This is a genomic window from Nitrospira sp., assembly GCA_029194675.1.
GTDB lineage: Bacteria > Nitrospirota > Nitrospiria > Nitrospirales > Nitrospiraceae > Nitrospira_D.
On the sequence record JARFXP010000003.1, the window covers coordinates 110,511 to 126,523 of the forward strand.

The 16,013-nt window shown below is 61.4% G+C and carries 21 protein-coding genes and 1 tRNA gene; 10 read left to right on the forward strand and 12 right to left on the reverse strand.

Annotated features, from left to right (window positions below; all coding sequences use genetic code 11):
- Positions 1–11: 11 nt before the first annotated feature.
- The 5 genes from P0120_15450 to P0120_15470 form a co-directional block, all read right to left on the reverse strand.
- Positions 12–1,853, reverse strand: a complete 1,842-nt coding sequence (locus P0120_15450; GenBank protein MDF0675715.1) for an ABC-F family ATP-binding cassette domain-containing protein — start codon at positions 1,851–1,853, stop codon at positions 12–14.
- Between the two features lie 390 nt (positions 1,854–2,243).
- Positions 2,244–2,319 (reverse strand) — tRNA-Ala (locus tag P0120_15455).
- 121 nt (positions 2,320–2,440) lie between these two features.
- Positions 2,441–3,574: an ISNCY family transposase gene (locus P0120_15460; GenBank protein ID MDF0675716.1), complete on the reverse strand. Its 1,134-nt coding sequence runs from the start codon at positions 3,572–3,574 to the stop codon at positions 2,441–2,443.
- 12 nt (positions 3,575–3,586) lie between these two features.
- A complete protein-coding gene (locus P0120_15465; GenBank protein MDF0675717.1) occupies positions 3,587–3,760 on the reverse strand; it encodes a helix-turn-helix domain-containing protein in 174 nt (57 codons plus the stop codon).
- A 99-nt stretch (positions 3,761–3,859) separates the two neighbouring features.
- Positions 3,860–5,034, reverse strand: a protein-coding gene (locus P0120_15470) for an IS3 family transposase (GenBank protein MDF0675718.1) whose coding sequence is annotated in 2 segments (ribosomal slippage) — positions 3,860–4,758 and positions 4,758–5,034 — 1,176 coding nt in all. Because the reading frame shifts where the segments join, the coding sequence is not laid out codon by codon here.
- Between the two features lie 284 nt (positions 5,035–5,318).
- Between P0120_15470 and istA the strand changes: the two genes are divergently transcribed.
- Together istA and istB are read left to right on the forward strand one after the other, a co-directional pair.
- Complete coding sequence (istA, locus tag P0120_15475; protein MDF0675719.1) at positions 5,319–6,656, forward strand: IS21 family transposase; 1,338 nt, start codon at positions 5,319–5,321, stop codon at positions 6,654–6,656.
- Positions 6,653–7,435 (forward strand): IS21-like element helper ATPase IstB, encoded by a 783-nt coding sequence (gene istB / locus P0120_15480; protein MDF0675720.1) that lies wholly within the window; start codon positions 6,653–6,655, stop codon positions 7,433–7,435. The genes istA and istB overlap by 4 nt, the downstream gene beginning before the upstream one ends.
- 212 nt (positions 7,436–7,647) lie before the next feature.
- Here istB and P0120_15485 read toward each other — a convergent pair whose 3' ends face one another.
- Positions 7,648–8,247 carry a transposase gene (locus tag P0120_15485; GenBank protein MDF0675721.1) on the reverse strand — a complete coding sequence of 200 codons (600 nt, stop codon included), beginning with the start codon at positions 8,245–8,247 and terminating at the stop codon, positions 7,648–7,650.
- On the reverse strand, positions 8,202–8,726 hold the full coding sequence (locus P0120_15490) for a hypothetical protein (GenBank protein MDF0675722.1): 525 nt from the start codon (positions 8,724–8,726) through the stop codon (positions 8,202–8,204). Before P0120_15490 ends, P0120_15485 begins: the two co-directional genes overlap by 46 nt.
- 396 nt (positions 8,727–9,122) lie before the next feature.
- Between P0120_15490 and P0120_15495 the strand changes: the two genes are divergently transcribed.
- Both P0120_15495 and P0120_15500 read left to right on the forward strand, forming a co-directional pair.
- Positions 9,123–9,377 (forward strand): hypothetical protein, encoded by a 255-nt coding sequence (locus P0120_15495; protein MDF0675723.1) that lies wholly within the window; start codon positions 9,123–9,125, stop codon positions 9,375–9,377.
- A 68-nt stretch (positions 9,378–9,445) separates the two neighbouring features.
- Positions 9,446–9,748: a DDE-type integrase/transposase/recombinase gene (locus P0120_15500; protein ID MDF0675724.1), complete on the forward strand. Its 303-nt coding sequence runs from the start codon at positions 9,446–9,448 to the stop codon at positions 9,746–9,748.
- Positions 9,749–10,248: 500 nt separating this feature from the next.
- Here P0120_15500 and P0120_15505 read toward each other — a convergent pair whose 3' ends face one another.
- The 5 genes from P0120_15505 to P0120_15525 all read right to left on the reverse strand — a co-directional run bounded on the left by P0120_15505 (position 10,249) and on the right by P0120_15525 (position 11,959).
- A complete protein-coding gene (locus P0120_15505) occupies positions 10,249–10,509 on the reverse strand; it encodes a hypothetical protein (GenBank protein MDF0675725.1) in 261 nt (86 codons plus the stop codon).
- 75 nt (positions 10,510–10,584) lie between these two features.
- On the reverse strand, positions 10,585–11,154 hold the full coding sequence (locus P0120_15510; protein ID MDF0675726.1) for a hypothetical protein: 570 nt from the start codon (positions 11,152–11,154) through the stop codon (positions 10,585–10,587).
- 11 nt (positions 11,155–11,165) lie between these two features.
- The gene (locus tag P0120_15515) at positions 11,166–11,399 is read right to left on the reverse strand and encodes a hypothetical protein (GenBank protein MDF0675727.1); all 234 of its coding nucleotides are present in this window, start codon (positions 11,397–11,399) and stop codon (positions 11,166–11,168) included.
- Positions 11,396–11,710 (reverse strand): hypothetical protein, encoded by a 315-nt coding sequence (locus tag P0120_15520; protein MDF0675728.1) that lies wholly within the window; start codon positions 11,708–11,710, stop codon positions 11,396–11,398. The genes P0120_15515 and P0120_15520 overlap by 4 nt, the downstream gene beginning before the upstream one ends.
- 93 nt (positions 11,711–11,803) lie before the next feature.
- The gene (locus P0120_15525) at positions 11,804–11,959 is read right to left on the reverse strand and encodes a hypothetical protein (GenBank protein MDF0675729.1); all 156 of its coding nucleotides are present in this window, start codon (positions 11,957–11,959) and stop codon (positions 11,804–11,806) included.
- A 335-nt stretch (positions 11,960–12,294) separates the two neighbouring features.
- On the opposite strand from P0120_15525, the gene P0120_15530 reads away from it, so the two are divergent.
- From P0120_15530 to P0120_15555, 6 genes are all read left to right on the forward strand, one after another.
- A complete protein-coding gene (locus P0120_15530) occupies positions 12,295–12,507 on the forward strand; it encodes a hypothetical protein (protein MDF0675730.1) in 213 nt (70 codons plus the stop codon).
- Positions 12,508–12,540: 33 nt separating this feature from the next.
- The gene (locus tag P0120_15535; protein ID MDF0675731.1) at positions 12,541–12,687 is read left to right on the forward strand and encodes a transposase; all 147 of its coding nucleotides are present in this window, start codon (positions 12,541–12,543) and stop codon (positions 12,685–12,687) included.
- Positions 12,688–12,763: 76 nt separating this feature from the next.
- Positions 12,764–13,351 (forward strand): hypothetical protein, encoded by a 588-nt coding sequence (locus P0120_15540; protein ID MDF0675732.1) that lies wholly within the window; start codon positions 12,764–12,766, stop codon positions 13,349–13,351.
- Positions 13,352–13,444: 93 nt separating this feature from the next.
- Positions 13,445–14,619, forward strand: a protein-coding gene (locus tag P0120_15545) for an IS3 family transposase (GenBank protein MDF0675733.1) whose coding sequence is annotated in 2 segments (ribosomal slippage) — positions 13,445–13,721 and positions 13,721–14,619 — 1,176 coding nt in all. Because the reading frame shifts where the segments join, the coding sequence is not laid out codon by codon here.
- A gap of 55 nt (positions 14,620–14,674) precedes the next feature.
- Positions 14,675–15,562 (forward strand): transposase, encoded by an 888-nt coding sequence (locus P0120_15550; protein ID MDF0675734.1) that lies wholly within the window; start codon positions 14,675–14,677, stop codon positions 15,560–15,562.
- A gap of 88 nt (positions 15,563–15,650) precedes the next feature.
- Positions 15,651–15,851 carry a hypothetical protein gene (locus tag P0120_15555; GenBank protein ID MDF0675735.1) on the forward strand — a complete coding sequence of 67 codons (201 nt, stop codon included), beginning with the start codon at positions 15,651–15,653 and terminating at the stop codon, positions 15,849–15,851.
- Positions 15,852–16,013 lie beyond the last annotated feature (162 nt).

Genomic DNA, 16,013 nt, shown 5'->3' on the forward strand with positions numbered 1-16,013 from the left:
TGGAGGCAGCGCTAACCCAGAGATATGAGCTGTTGTTTTACATTGTCCAATTCTGCCGACAGCGATTCCCAGCGTGAGGTCAGTCGTTCGAGATCGCGCTTCCAATTCTCCTGTTCTTGATGCAGGAGATTCCAACGGTCGAACTCGGCGTAGAGTTGAGGATCGGCCAGCTCCGCTTCACGCGTCTTGATCTTGGTCTCAGCCTCGGTAATTTCTGCTTCCGCTCGAGACACTTGCTTTTCCAATCGTGCTTGAGTCTTGGTCAGGTCGCGCCGCTCTCCTCCTCGTCCTTTTGGCAGTACTTGCTGCTCCATCGCGCGGGTAGGGCCTGAAGCGGCTGGCTGCGCGGCTCCCTTGAGTTCCTCGCTCGTTTCCTTGATCGATTCGAACTCCTGAGCCTTCTTCCACAGGTAGTACTCATAATCGCCGATGTAGTTTCGGGCCTGTCCCTCTTCGATCTCAACGACCCGGGTGGCGATGCGCGCCAGAAACGTCGGGTCATGGGAAATGAAGATGATGGTCCCAGGGAATTCAGCCAATGCATCTGTGAGCACATCCACCGAGGCCGGATCCAAATGGTTCGTCGGCTCGTCGAGCAGTAAGGTATTGGCGGGTTCGACCAGCATGCGGGCTAAGGCCACCCGGTTCCGCTCACCACCGCTCAAAGCCTTGATCGGTTTTTTCTGATCCTGGCCGGAAAACAAGAAGGCGCCCGCGATCCCACGCAGAAAATTCATCTCCGCATGTTTGGTGACTTCTTCGAGAGATTCGAGAATCGAATGCTCGGGGTTCAGGGTTTCCGCCTGATGTTGGGCGAAGTAGTGCAAGCTCACGCCGTGCCCCACGGTTCTGGTGCCCGTATCGAGAGGAAGCACACCTGCAAGCATCTTCAAGAGAGTGCTTTTCCCCGCCCCATTTTCACCGACCAGTGCGATACGTTGGCTACGCTCCACGGAAAAATCGAGTGTCTTATAGACCACCTTTTCACCATAACGTTTGCTCGCTCCGGCGAGGTCCAATACCTGGCGGCCGCTGGCTGACGGAAGGGGAAACCGGAACTTGACTCGTTTTGGATCTCGTTGGATTTCAATCCGCTTGATCTTTTCCAGCTGCTTCAGTCGCGATTGAACCTGACTGGCCTTGTTAGCCTGGTACCGAAAGCGATCGACGAACTTTTGGACTCGGGCGATTTCTTTGGATTGGCGAGCTGCAGAGGCGTGCAGCTGCGTATCCCGTTCCATCTTTAGTTTGCGGAAGAGAGTGTAGTTACCTCGATATTCCTCGATCTTATGATGCCGTAGTTCCCAGATGTGTGTGACGACCCGATCCAAAAAGGCGGTGTCGTGGCTGATGATCAGAAGCGTCATGCCGGATTGGAGCAGAAACTGCTCGAACCAGCGCTGTGTCGGTTTATCCAAATGGTTGGTCGGCTCGTCGAGCATCAATACATCGGGGTTGGATAAGAGCAAATGCGCCAGCGCAACCCGCATCCGGTAGCCTCCGGACAGTTTCTCGACAAGACGATCGAAATCGACCTCCGTAAACCCCAATCCCATCAAAATGCGCTTCGCTTCGTGCTCAGGATACTCATCGCGATGCGCGGCATCGAGGACGGTTTTGCCGGTAATCGTTTCGAGTTCCTGTGGGAGGTAGCCGATCCGAAGCCGAGGCCGCTTGCGAATCGAGCCTTTGTCCGGCGATTCTTCACCAAGGACCATGCGAAAGAGGGTAGTTTTGCCGGCGCCGTTCGGCCCGACCAAACCGACTCGAGAATTCGGGCGAAGATGCGCGGAGGCCTCAGTAAGTAGCAGTTTCGTGGAATATTGCTTGCTGATGGATTCAATTTGGAGCATCGGCACAAACCTTCCGTGTGAAATGAATTGCTTGGATCATCCGAAATGAGGTCGACGGAACTAGACAATTAGCGGGTTGGGAGGCGAGGCAACGTGAGGAAAATAAACACAACGAACATTCTAGAATCCGAATTTAAGACACTTGAGGCGTCTATCCGGGCACGACGATTACGATAAACCTCAAAGGAGCGGCCGGCACGCGCAAGCAGTGAATCAAAAAATATCGACGTGGGTTGAAGGGCTCTTGCCGATCGCGCCAATGACGATACTACAAAAACCAGCGAACGGTTCAACCGACATATCAGCAAACTGCACAGCACTTGTGGGTCTTATCCGTCGGCTCAATTATGAAAAACCCCAAATAGCCGACGGTACGCACGAAGTGCGGTTTGGTGGAGCTGGCCGGGATTGAACCGGCGACCTCGTGAATGCCATTCACGCGCGCTCCCAACTGCGCCACAGCCCCACTCTAGAAGAATCAGAGCTCAAAATTAACATGGAAAATGCAGCATTGAATCGACTCTGGGGATGCTAACACGCAGCTTAGAGTCAGTCAACCGACCAATCGCCGACGTGTAGATAGCAAGTTAAGTTGTCCGGTTTCTGTAGCACATGATCTGTCCGGTCTTTCTTCTCGAAGAATTACAGCCGCGCGCCGAAACTTTTTCGCGCACAATTGGCCTAGGATCAACGATCGGTCGGTTGTCCGATCCACGGGTCGGGCTGCGACGACCTGCGGGAGTCCCGTCCAGCTCGATCACCTGCCCATCCGACTGATACCGCGCCAAGCATCGGGGGCCATGGAACACCGCCAACGTGCCATCCGGATATGCATGGACCCGAACCGTGACCTTCACATCATGGAACCGATGCCGGTCGGGGGGAATCTGCACGCTCAGGCCCGGATAGCGCACGGTGTTGTCGTTGGCCACCACCCGTTCTTCTTGGACACAGAGCATATCGCCCAGGTTCGGGCCAATCCATGGGACGAAGGCCGTCCCCGCTTCAATGGCCGACCCCGCAAACCGCCGGGTGTAGGCCGGAAGAAACTGCTCGGCGAGATACCGGTTGGCCGCGGCCATCGTGGTGATCCCGACCAGGGCCAACTCTTTGGGCAGCCGATCTTGCAGGGGGCGGAAGACGCGTTCCGAGCGGCCCCGCGCTTCCGGCGAATAGGCCGGGATCAGAGTGATCCCCAATTGCCGCAAGGCACGATGCACCTGCGTGAGCCGCGTCTTATCGACCTTGCCTCCGGTCTCTTCCGTGTGCCAGTAATGCGTCCCACGATCCGTATAGAGGGAACTGAACAGGCCCTTCGCCTCAATGACCTCCCGCAGCCCCTGGAAGCTGCTCATCGTCCCTTCTTCCTCGACAAAGAAGGCGGAGTAGAGCTCGGTGGTCGCATCATCCAGGGTCGCAATGAGATCCCACTGACAGCCGGGCACCCACTCATGCCGGGAGCCGTCCTGGTGCAGCATCATCCCCGGCAAGGGGTTGCGCGGTCGCTTTTTGCGATGGGCCCCGCGTCGACGAGCACGGGTGACGTGGCCAGCCGCTTGTAACCGGTTCTTGGTCCACGTATAGGAGCGTGTGCCGCCGTGTTCCTGGTGCCAGCGCTCGTGGAAATGCTTCACCGTCCACCCCGTGTAGCGAGTCTCATACAAGGTCACCATCTGCACGACCTCATCCACCGGGGCTGCTCGAGCGGAGGCCCGATTCAGGCGCCGATCCGCTCACCCCGCCGCGCCTTCGGCTTCGTAGCGGGTAGTCCAGCGGCGAAACGTCCGTTCCGTGATCCCCAGCATCTCCGCCGCCTCGGCCATCGTGAGTTCCCGGCGTTGTCGCCGTGTATCCAGCTCTTCAAATCGCATCTGTCTGACCTCCTGTAGGACTGTCGCCCGTGTCATGGTGGCCCTCCTTGAGGGCCCACCCTAAGCCGGACAGGTGATGGGCTAGCTACAGCTGATGACCTGGGTTGTCAATAGTGGACGCCATGAATTGCCGCCTCACGCCGCCAGCTGTTGACGAGCCCACTGCTGGGCAAACACCGCGGGCGAGCAATTTCCCAGCCTGGAATGCCGACGCTGACGGTTATAGAAGAGCTCGATGTACTCCGTGATCTCTCGCCGAGCCTGCTCCCGTGTTTCATACCGCCGGTGGTGCACCAGCTCATTCTTGAGCGTTCCCCAGAAACTCTCCATCGGCGCGTTATCATAGCAGTTGCCCTTCCGACTCATAGACGGGGTCAGGCCGAACTGCCGCAATTGCGCTTGATAGTCCTGGGCACAATATTGAGAGCCGCGATCAGAATGATGAATGAGCCCCGGGGCCGGGCGCTTGGTGTCGAGAGCGTTCCTGAGCGCCCCCTGCACCAAGTCCGTCGTCATCCGCGCCCCCATCGCATGCCCAACCACCTCACATGTATACAGATCTTTGATCCCCGCCAGATACAACCACCCTTCTGCGGTGGGGATATACGTGATGTCGGTGACCCAGGTCTCGTTCGGGCGCGTGGCGACAAACGTTTGGGCCAAGACATTCTCCGCCACCGGCAGCGAGTGCTTTGAATCCGTCGTGGTCGTGAACCAGCGCACCTGTTTGCAACGTAGTCTCAGTTTCTTGCGTAGCCGTTTGATGCGTCCGACCCCAGCGGGGAACCCATCCTCACGCAATTCCGCTTGGAGACGTTCCGGCCCATAGGTCTGCCGGGTGCGCACATGCGCGGCCTGGATCGCCACTTCTAGGCGCGCGTTCTCCTGAGCGCGCTTCGAGGGACGGCGCGTGCGCCAGGCATAGTACCCACTTCGGGACACCTCCAGCACCCGACACAACACACTCAGGGGATACTGGGGCCGCAGCGTCCTCATGAGCGCGTACCGGGCAGCTGCGCCTTGGCAAAGTACGCGGTGGCTTTTTTTAAGATGTCGCGCTCCATCCGCGCCTCGGCCAGGTCGCGCTTCAGCCGAGAGACCTCGGCCTCCAGCTCTGTCACGGGCCGTCGGCTCTCCCCCAGCGTCGCGAGCTGACCGCGCCGGGCTCGACACACCCAGTTCTCGAGCGTCTTGCCCGACATGGCCAGGCGTCTTGCTACCTCTGGAATCGTCAACTTCTGTTCCAGGACCAGCTGCACCGCTTGCTCACGGAACTCCTTCGTATACTGCTGTCGCGGAACTCGTTCCATCTCACACCTCCAGACCTCAGATCATAGGTTGAAGGCGTCCACTTTTTCGAGCCTAGCACACTGACGCATCGTCCCCCTATTCTCCGACTAAGTAGGGCGGAGCGCCAGGATGTTGCTACGTGCCAGGGCCAAGATGGCCTGCTGCGCAGCCGTCGTGAGACGTAAGAGTGTGCGCCGCGCATGCTGAATGACCTTCCCGACCGTGTTGACTGTCAGCGGTCATGCAATAATCCCCAGATGCGGTCAGTGAATTCTCCCCACCCTTATTAAGAAGGAGGAGGGAGATGGAGCTTGACGAGACCAACGAGACAACGATCATGCGGCCCCAGGTGGATCCCGCTGGGGAGGCATGCATGGTGGATGAGGCACGGTGGGCAGAGATCCGACGGTTGTTTGACGAAGCACGAGTCTCTATTTCGGAGATCGGGCGGCGCGTGGACTTGGATCGCAAGACGGTCCGCCGCAGTCTGCGGCAGCCGACATGGCAGCCCTACCAGCGGGCCGTGGTGGCAGCGATCTTGCTGACGGCTCATGCCGACTGTGTGCGGGCCCGGGCGCCGCAGGTCGGGTACTCGGCGCGGATTCTCTATCAGGCACTGCGGGCGCATCACGGCTCCCCTGGCAGTTATGAGACGGTGAAGCGGTTCGTCGCGCCGCTGCGCGAAGTCCAGCTGCAAGCGGACCGGGCGTTGCTCCGGTTTGAGACGCCGCCCGGCCAGCAGAGTCAGATTGATTGGGGCCAAGCCACCGTGCCCTTTCGTGCGGGCCCCGTCGTGATCCACGTGTTCGTGCTCACATTGGGCTTCAGCCGCCGTGGGGTCTATCACGCCTGTGCCGATGAGCGACTGGCGCAATTTCTGGAAGCCCATGAACGGGCCTTTGCGCATTTCGGCGGCCACACGCGGGAACATCTGTATGACCGGCCGCGGACCGTGTGCTACGCGGATGAGACGGGACGACGGATCTGGAACCCCACATTCAACGCCTTTGCCGACGACTGGGGCTTCGAACCCCGTGTGTGTCGGCCCTATCGGGCACAGACGAAGGGCCAGGTCGAATCGGGCGTGAAGTATCTGAAGCGGAATTTCCTACCGGGACGGACGTTCATCGATGTGGTGGACTTCCAGACCCAACTCGATGAATGGACCGCGACGAGCGCCGATCAGCGCCTGCATGGCACGACGCATGAGCAACCGATCGTGCGGTTCGAACGAGAACGCGAGCAGCTCGTCCCCCTGGCGGGTCAGCAGAGTTTTCAGCAGGAAGCCCGTGTCTCCCGGATCGTGGCCGACGACTATCTGGTGAGTCTGGACACGAACCGCTATTCCGTCCCGTTCCGCTTCATCGGGCAGCGGGTGGAGGTGCAGCGACGGGGCGAGCGGGTGCCTATCTTCTCTCGCGATCGCGAGGTGGCGACGCATCCCGTACTCTCAGGCCACCACCAATTTGGCATCCTGCCGGAGCATGGCCCCGGCGCCATCGCGCGGCTCCCGCGCCAGCGGCGCTCGACCATACACGAGCCGGGCCCACGTGCTGGGTCGCTGCCCGAGGTCGAGAGCCGGGATCTGGCCTGCTACGAGGCGCTGTGTGGGAGCGCCGCGGCGCACGAGGTGCAGCCATGAACGCCGCGCCACTGGACCGGCTCCGTGAACAGCTGACGCCGCTGCGGCTCTTGCAGAGCCGCGAACGGCTCGACGCCCTCTTACAGGAGGCGGCGACGAAGGAGCTCTCGTATGCCGACTTCCTGGATCAGGTCCTGGGCGAAGAAGTCGCCGCAAAAGCGGAGAAGAACATCACGATGCGGACCAGTCTCGCCCGCGTTCCGTTCGTGAAGAGCCTGGAGGCCTTCGATTTCGCCTATCAACCCTCGCTGGATAAGAAGCAGCTCCAGCAGGTGGCGACGTGTCACTGCATTGAGCACGGCGAGAATGTCGTGATCCTCGGGCCACCCGGCGTGGGCAAAAGCCATCTGGCGATTGGGGTCGGGCTCAAAGCCATTGCGCAGGGCTATCGCGTGTTATTTACGACGGCGGCCGCGATGATTGCCCTGCTGACTCGCGCGCAGCTAGAGAATCGGCTGGAGGACAAGCTGAAGTTCTACACCATTCCGCGCCTCCTGATCATCGATGCGATTGGCTATTGGCCGATGGACCGCACGGGGGCGAACGTGTTTTTCCAACTCATCTCACGCCGCTACGAGAAGGGGCCGATGATTCTGACCAGTCATCAGAATTTCGGCGCCTGGGGGGAGGTGTTTGGCGACCGCGTGCTCGCGACGGCGATCCTGGATCGGGTCCTGCACCACGCCATCACCATCAATATCCGCGGACATTCGTACCGACTCAAGGACAAACTCAAAGCCGGACTCGTGCGAATGGAGGAGGCTTCAACGACGACGTAACCCCAGTGTGGGGAATTTTCGATGACCATAACTGGGCACATTTGGGTGCCCCTTGACAGTTGAACACCAGAAACCGTAGCCGCTTGGGCCGAGCCTCCGACAAATCTCTGGGTAAGGCCAGACGCTTCAACGCACTGAGCAGGTTGTAGGTCAGGATGTTGAGCCGGAACCAGACGCCGAACTTCTAGCTGGGGAGCGCCGCGGCCGCCAACTCATTCTTCAGGACATGATGGGCGTGTTCGACGATGCCAGCTTTCTCCCGATGCCAGCGGATCAGCGTCAGGTCGTCTCCCTCTCGGTTCGTCACGATCGCGAAATGTTTCACCCTGCCGCTTGCGGACCCGCACGGCTAGATAACGACGGACACAAGGCCGATCCTTCCGATGGTCGCCGTCCTCGGGCACATACGGGACCTCGGCCCACTCGTGGATCGCGTCGGGCTCGTCACGCTCCGGCTGCCAGACGTGCTCCGGGAGCCGCCCGATCTCGGCTCGCAGTTGTGGACTCATATCGGCACTGATGGCATAGCAGATCCCCCGCGCCGGCTTCTCACACCAGGCGAGCACATCCTGCTCATACAACGCGCTGTCACCCCGGACGAAGGTCTGTGTGATCCCGGGCGGCAAGGCGGCGAGGGCCCGCTCCACGACACGCACGTTGCCACAGCCGGCTGGCATATTCCCATCCCGGGATTCATCGTGCACAATGACGTCCTGCTCAGCCCAGACCGCGATGACGGGTTGATAGCCTCGTGTGCTCTCGTACGTCATGGTCGCCGTGTGCTTGTGTGCTTCCAGGATCGTCGCATCCACGTCCAGTGTGGCGGTTCGTTGCGGGGCCGCCAGCTGCACAACGGCCAGGACGCGCCGGTTCGCGGTCCCGACACCCGCCAGGGCGCGGACTCCTCAGGGATGGCCGTCTTCTCGCCGATGCGCCACAACGGGGGCTCCTCCACATGAAAGGTCTCCAAGAGATCCCGTACCGTCGTGGCCGCGGGCAACTCGTAGCCCAGCAACGTCGTCAAGGCGACATCCACTCGCAGCGTCTTGAGGCCCTGGCAGCGGTCCCCGCCCGCCGTCCACAACGCGATCAGCGTCTCCACCAATTGCGTGGAGGTCAAGCCGCGCTGCCGCTGTTTGAGGCGGACCTGGGCATTGACGACCTGCGCGGCACCGACCTGGCGAAACAGCTCGATCACCAGCGGCACGCCCGTATGCGCGGTGACGAGGCGGGGATCAAACCGGTCATCAATCTCGAAGGGAAGTTGTTCAGATGGCAGCAGCTCAGGCATCGCGCTCCTCCTTGGCGTCAGTGTCACCCACAGGGTGACACTGACGCAATGCCGATGCCATGCGAGTCCCCGCTCTTCATGAGGTCGGAACCAATCTCGGTCTCTTCCACTCTCGCGTGTAGCCGGAGAAGAGGACCGTACCCTGTCAAGCCCAAATAGAAATGTCAGGTTTTATGTTTCGGCTGCTGCCGGGTGTGGTCCTCGTTCCGACCGCCATCGCTTGCGCCAGGGATGATCCGCCGCCGGTTCGATCGGGCGCCGCGACCGGGACAGCGTCATGCCCACTGCCGTCGCTGTCAGCGCCGATGGTATAAGTCGCCAAATCACCGAACTGAAAGTCCCCTGAAGACCGACGACAATGTCCCTTCACTGCTCACAACGACAGAGGAGGGACGCATGCTGCGAAAGGAGGACTTCACGGTGATTCAAGCATTGGCCCAACGGGGGCTCTATCTCTGTGACATCACCAACCAGGTCGGAGTGCACCTGCGGACGGTACGCCGGGCCTTGACCCGGGGTGGGGCGCCAGCCCTGCGACCGAGTCGGCGAGGCAGTCGGTTGGATCCATACCGAGCCGACATCGACCGACTCCTGGCCGAGGACGTCTGGAACCCGATGGTGATTTTCCGGGACCTGCAGGCCAAGGGGTAGACGGGCCGGCTCTCGATTCTGCGGGACGATATCCGGCCCAAACGAGCGGGCGCGTTCGGCGGGCGACGATGCGGTTCGAAACGGCCCCGGGCCGGCAGGTGCACAGCGAGTGGGGCGAGCACCGCACGCTGATTGCCGGCGTCGAGACCACCGTCCACTTCATCGTCAATACGCTGGGCTTCTCGCGGCGGTTCCACTTCTGGTGCACGGACAGCGAGGACGCGGAGCACACCTATGACGGGCTGATCCGAAGCTTCGAATGGTTCGGTGGCATCCCGGAGGAGATCCTGGTGGACAATCAGGCAGAAGGACTGGGTGTACTACCGGCGTTGTGCGTTCACCATATTGTCTTCAGCCGTGTAGCCGGATAGATATGCGAATCCGCTAGCCAGCATATAGATCGGACGATTGATCCCATAATCGAGCGCTTGGCCAATCGGATGTGAGGCGAATGTGAACCAACGAAGAGGGTGATCGTTGATGGGCGATCCAGCCGCCGGGTCTGAGTAGACCAGTGCGGTGCTGTCCAGAATGTTGTAAATGCTTGTTGGGGGAGTGTACTCCCTATCGTCGGCGCCTGCGCTCTGTTGGCGTGTCGTGCTACAACCTGTTGCGACCAGAGCCAACATCATGAATCCGACAACCTTCGCCGTTGCTCTCATAGATGACCTCTTTTGTTTCAACTCCTGTACAAGCTCCTCCAGCCAGATACGTCCCAATGACACTCAGAAGTGTAAACGAAATCCTTCGTTCTGTCCAGGTCACAGAATTGCCTTGTGTAGTTAGCACATGATCTGTCCGGGTTAGCCCACCTTCCGCAGTTCGTGAGGTCAGAGTCAGGGATTTCAACGGGTTTCGCCAAAAGTCGGCACTACACGGGGACTGCTGCCGCGACCGACGAGGTCATCCGCAAGCGGTGTAGCAAGTCCAGGCCCAACCGGTCGAGCAAGGCGGCCTGAGCCCGATCCGGCCGCACGACGCAGCGCAGCCGGACCTCCCGCTCATCGGTCGTTGGCAACACCACATCGGTGCTCTGAATGGTCCGCAATTCCTCCAAGATGGTCCGCGGGCTGTGGTCCAGGCTGGCCCGCTGCTGCCACTGTTCCAGAGTCTTCCACAGCACATAGGCCAAGAAGCAGACCAGGATGTGAGCCTGGACTCGGTCAGCGCGTTGATGCCAGATGGGGCGCAGGGCCGGGTCGCTTTTCTAAATCCGGAAGGCGGCTTCGGCGTCGGCGGGTTGGACATAGGTGCGCCACAAGTCCTCCGGACTCCAGTCCGGCATGGTGGTGCGCCGCACGTCGCAGCCTTCGCTGACGCGAGCCCAGTCGTCCCACTCCGGCTGGACGGTCCACGTCACCCGAAGGCCCGCCGCAGTGGTCGGGTCTGCCACCACGTCGATCACGTACCGTCCGGCGGTGCGGGCATTGTGCGCCAGGAGCCGGCCGATCTGCCGCTCGATAGGGCCTCGGTCCAGGGGATGGCGCGCCTGGCTGAGTCGTCGGGCCAAGCGTACTACCCCGCCCTCAATGCGCTGCCCGAAGCGCCTGTGCATCGCCTGCTCCGTCTCACGCCGTTCAACCGACCGGACCAACAGGAACGTCTCGGTTCCCATGGGGCCAAGGCAGGTGTTCGCGGTCATCCCCTCGCGCACCGTCGTCCAGTCTCGCTTGTCGCTCAGCGCACGTGTCCATTTGCGTGATTCGCTCTTCGGCGTGCCGAGCAGATACCGGCGGCCACTGGCCCGCAGCCATGCGAGATTCTCCTCACTGGTCATGCCCCGATCCATCACCAGATCCGCTGCGCGAGCCCATAGCGGGCTTCCATCGTCCCCACGATCTCTTCGACCGTCGTCACGTCGGGGCGGTTACCGGCGAAGACCTCATAGCCCAGGGGCACGCCTTCTCGCGTGACCACCAAGGCGAGGCACACCTGCTTGCAGTCCGGTCGGTGATCCCGGCTGTCACCTCGTTGCGCGAGGGGATTATTGGCCGCGTACCCTTCGAAATAGGTGCTCGTCACGTCAGAGAGCAGCAGGTCATAGTCCAGCGCGAACAGAGCTCCCGGAGTCGGGCAACCAGGTGAGACTCGAGCGCCCGCTTGTGGGGCAGCAGGCGATCCAAGGCTCGATAGAGCCGGTCGTCATTGACCACGTCCGCCGGCACGCCCAGCAGATCCTCCAGCGCAGTCTGCCGGTACCAGGTCTCCGCAATGTGCAACTCACCGGCCGGTTCACACAGGCGGGCCAGGACCAAGATGGCTGCCATGGTCGCCCAGGGGGCCGCCTCACGGCCTGCGGGCTGCAGCGTCGAGAATATCGTCTCGAGCCTCACGGCGCGCCACCGTGTCCAGCCCAACCACACGTCGCCGAAGCGGCGGCTCCACTCCCGCCGCACACGATCCAAATGGACCGGGATGCCTGTGTCCTAGGCGGCCGCCGGCGTGAACAGATTAGGTTGTCTGACACGCTCGATGAGCGCCTGAGCCAGCACCTTCGCACGCGCTCGGCCCTGCACGTCCCGTTCACCCAACTGCGCCCCCGTCTGCTGGACAACCCGGCAGTCCATCCGCACGGACCGCACCAGTTGCCACTACGTATGGACCTGGCCAGCTTTGCGGCGTGTCATGTGACGCAGGTACATCGCGAGCCCTTATGCGCCAGAGGCCAGGCCGGGGTCAATGGGGTTGGCCGCCACAACATCGTGGTTTCACGTAGGTGGCCATTGGGCTGTCACGGGGTTGCCCGAACGCAGCGGGCGAAAAAAGACTCCGCGGTGACCCAACTGCGGAAGTTGGGTTAGGGTGCGCCCTCAAGGAGATTCCATGAATAGGGCCCCCTTTCAATCGGTTGACAGTCGAGGCCTGATGGGCCAACTGTCCACGGTGAGCGATCACCACCAACGAACGGGGGCAGCGTATGGTGTACGTCGGATTGGATGTCAGTGGCAAGAGTCTGGTGGGTTATGCGGTCAATGAGCGGAAGCAGCGGGTGTGGATGGGGGAGCAGCCGGCCACGCGGGGCCTGTGGGCGCTGGTGCGGCTGCCGGTGAGTGCGCCGTTGCGGCTGATCCTTGAGACCTTCATGACCAGCATCGCAACGCTGGTGACCGCTGAGCAGCAACTCACCTAGCGGCTGCTGGCGATTGAGGATCGACGCTGTCCGTTGCTGGAGAGCATGCCGGCCATCGGGCCGCTGGCGTCCCGCGTCGTGCTGAGCGCGGTGGATGAGGCGCGACGCTTTGATGACCAGAAGACCGTAGCCAACTATGGGGCCTTGGCTCCCACCATTTATCCTAGAAACGGCAGTTGAAGCAGCGGCCTGCTCCGGGATAGCCTTGCTGGAAGCGGATTGGGGGCATCGTTCTTCGCGCAAAGGGAGTCACCGAATGGGTGAGGCAACACGCAAGGCATTGGCAGGACAGAACGGGGTGATCGCGCTTGATACCTTCGGAGGGCGAATCCACGTCGAATGGGATCCAGCGGCGGCCGTCACGCCGCTTGGCCAGTTGCCCTTCTTCATCGAATTTCTCAAGGTGAGCGGCGTATTTGAGGCGTGGGTGGCCGATTGCCCACTGGTCTACCAGAGCAACCATGCGTCGGATAAGCGCGCCGTGCTCGCGACGTTGCGGCTATCGATCCTCTGTGGCCACCACCGCTATGCGCATATCACAGCGATTCGTCATGACGGCATTCACCCTGAGCTCCTGGGCGTCGCGCAGCTGGTTTCGGAGGATGCGGTGCGACGCGCACTCGCCCGGATAGATGAGTCGTTGGGCGTGGTCTGGCTCAACCGACATCTGGCGAAGACGACGCAGCCGTTACTCACTACGCCGTGGATTCTGGACCTGGATACAACGGTGAAGTGCCTGTACGGCAAGCAGGACGGGGCGGTGGTCGGCTACAACCCGAAGAAACCAGGGCGCCCCTCGCACAGCTATCACAGCGCGGTGATGGCCACCACGCGGCTCGCGTGAGCGGTGGACGTGCGACCGGGGAATGAGACGGCCTGTGCTAGGCTCGAAAAAGTGGACGCCTTCAACCTATGATCTGAGGTCTGGAGGTGTGAGATGGAACGAGTTCCGCGACAGCAGTATACGAAGGAGTTTCGGGAGCAAGCGGTGCAGCTGGTCCTGGAACAGAAGTTGACGATTCCGGAGGCAGCCAGACGCCTCACCATGTCGGGCAAGACCCTCGAGCGCTGGGTGTGTCGAGCCCGGCAGGGTCAGCTCGCGACGCTGGGCGAGAGCCGACGGCCCGTGACGGAGCTGGAGGCCGAGGTGTCTCGGCTCAAACGCGATCTCGCTGAAGCACGCATGGAGCGTGACATCCTAAAAAAAGCCACCGCGTACTTTGCGAAGGCGCAGCTGCCCGGTACGCGCTCATGAGGACGCTGCGTCACCAGTATCCGTTGCGTCTGTTGTGCCGGGTCCTCGACGTGTCCCGAAGCGGGTACTATGCCTGGTGCACCCGCCGCCCCTCGACGCGCGCCCAGGAGAACGCGCGGCTGGAAGTGGCGATCCAGGCCGCGCATGTGCGCACGCGGCAAACCTACGGCCCAGAGCGGCTCCAAGCAGAATTGCGTGCCGACGGGTTCCCTGCTGGGGTCGGGCGTATCAAACGACTGCGCAAGAAACTGGGACTGCGTTGTCAACAAGTCCGCCGGTTCACAATAACCACGGATTCAACGCATGCGCTGCCGGTAGCGGAAAACGTGTTGGCTCAGACCTTTGCCACCAGGCGACCGAATGAGGCTTGGGTCACCGATATTACCTATGTGCCGACCGTGGAAGGATGGCTGTATCTGGCTGGCGTTAAGGATCTCTACACCTGTGAGGTGGTCGGCCATGCGATGGACGCCCGGATGACGACGGACTTGGTGCAGGATGCACTGATGAAGGCCATCGACACCAAACGTCCAGCCCCGGGGCTCATTCATCACTCCGATCGCGGGGCTCAATATTGTGCCCAGGGGTATCAAGCAACGCTGAGGCAGTTCGGCATGATCCCATCCATGAGTCGGAAGGGGAATTGCTATGACAACGCGCCGATGGAGAGTTTCTGGGGAACGCTGAAGAATGAGCTGGTGCATCATCGTCGCTACGAGACCCGTGAGCAGGCTCGGCGCGAGATCTCGGAGTACATCGAGCTCTTCTATAACCGTCAGCGGCGGCATTCTCGGCTCGGGAATCGCTCGCCCGCTGCGTTTGTCCAGCAATGGGTCCGTCAACAGCTGGCGGCGTGAGGCTGCAATTCATGGCGTCCACTATTGACAACCGGGGTCAGCCCTGCTGCACAACATGCCCGGGATCTGGGCGTGGCTGGATGCCTTGCCGAAGGCGGCGCGCCCCGCTGTGCTGCGAGGGGACGTGGCTTTTGGCAACGAGGGGGTGCTGCGTGAGGCCGAGACCCGCGACCAGCCGTATCTCACGAAGCTGCGTCTCACGAACAAGGTGAAGGCCCTCATCAAGACACTCTTCCGCTCCACCGCGTGGGAAGAGGCGGGACACAGCTGGGAAGGAGTCGAGGACACGCTGAGGCTGTCGGGGTGGAGTCGCGCACGACGCGTGGTGGTGTTGCGCCGACCCCTCACCGGCGAGCTGCTCATGACCGAGAAGGATGACGATCAGGAACGTCTTGCCTTCATTGAGAGTGACGTGCCGACCAAGCGGTACGAGTACGCCGTGCTGGTCACCTCAACCCGGTACGAGATCCTTGCCCTCGCCCAGCTCTATCGCGAGCGGGCCGATGCTGAAAATCACTTCGATGAGTTGAAGAATCAGTGGGGCTGGGGTGGTTTGACCACGCAGGACCTGGCGCGCTGCCGGCTCATGGCACGGATGGTGGCACGGATCTACACCTGGTGGACGCTGTTCGTGCGGCTCGCCCAGCCACACAAGCACTTCGAGGCGATCTCCAGCCGGCCGCTGTTACTGCATGGCGTCGCTACGCACACGCATCACGCGGGACAAACGCGCCTCACGATCACCAGCTTGCACGCCAAGCGCTCGGCCATCCAAGCTGTGCTGCCCAACGTGGCGGGCTTTCTGAGGACCCTCAAAGCCACTGCGGAGCAATGGACCGATGCCGACCGCCTGCGGGCGATTCTCACCCGCGCGTTCGCCACCTTCATGCTCTCAACCGCGGGCCCTCCGACCTTCTTGACCTCCAAAGCTGCACCGACATGACACGTTGACTGCCGTTTTTAGGTTTATCAGAGTGGCGCGGTGCGGCAGGTGGGACGGATCAATCGGGATGGGGGGTGAGGTCCGGCGGATGCTCTTGCAGTGTGCCCATACAGTGGTGCGCATGAAGAGTGCGGGGGTGAAGCCGCTCCAACAGTTCTATGCACGGATTGCGAAGCGGCGGGGGAAGAAGATTGCGATCGTGGCCTTGGCGCGCAAGCTGCTGACCACGGCGTACGGCGTGTTGAAATCCGAGCAGCCCTATGACCCGCGCCGGTTGCAGCCCGCATGAGGTGTCATGTGTACGAGACAGTCGGGCCAGGTTGGTACACCCTGATGGACAGGCACAGACCGTGAGCCCGCATATGCCTTGAGGTCTCCACCTCGTTCTGGAGATTGGGCGGCTGTCTTTGAACCGGAAGGTTGGGCGACCGAGCCCGCAGGGGAGGTGAAC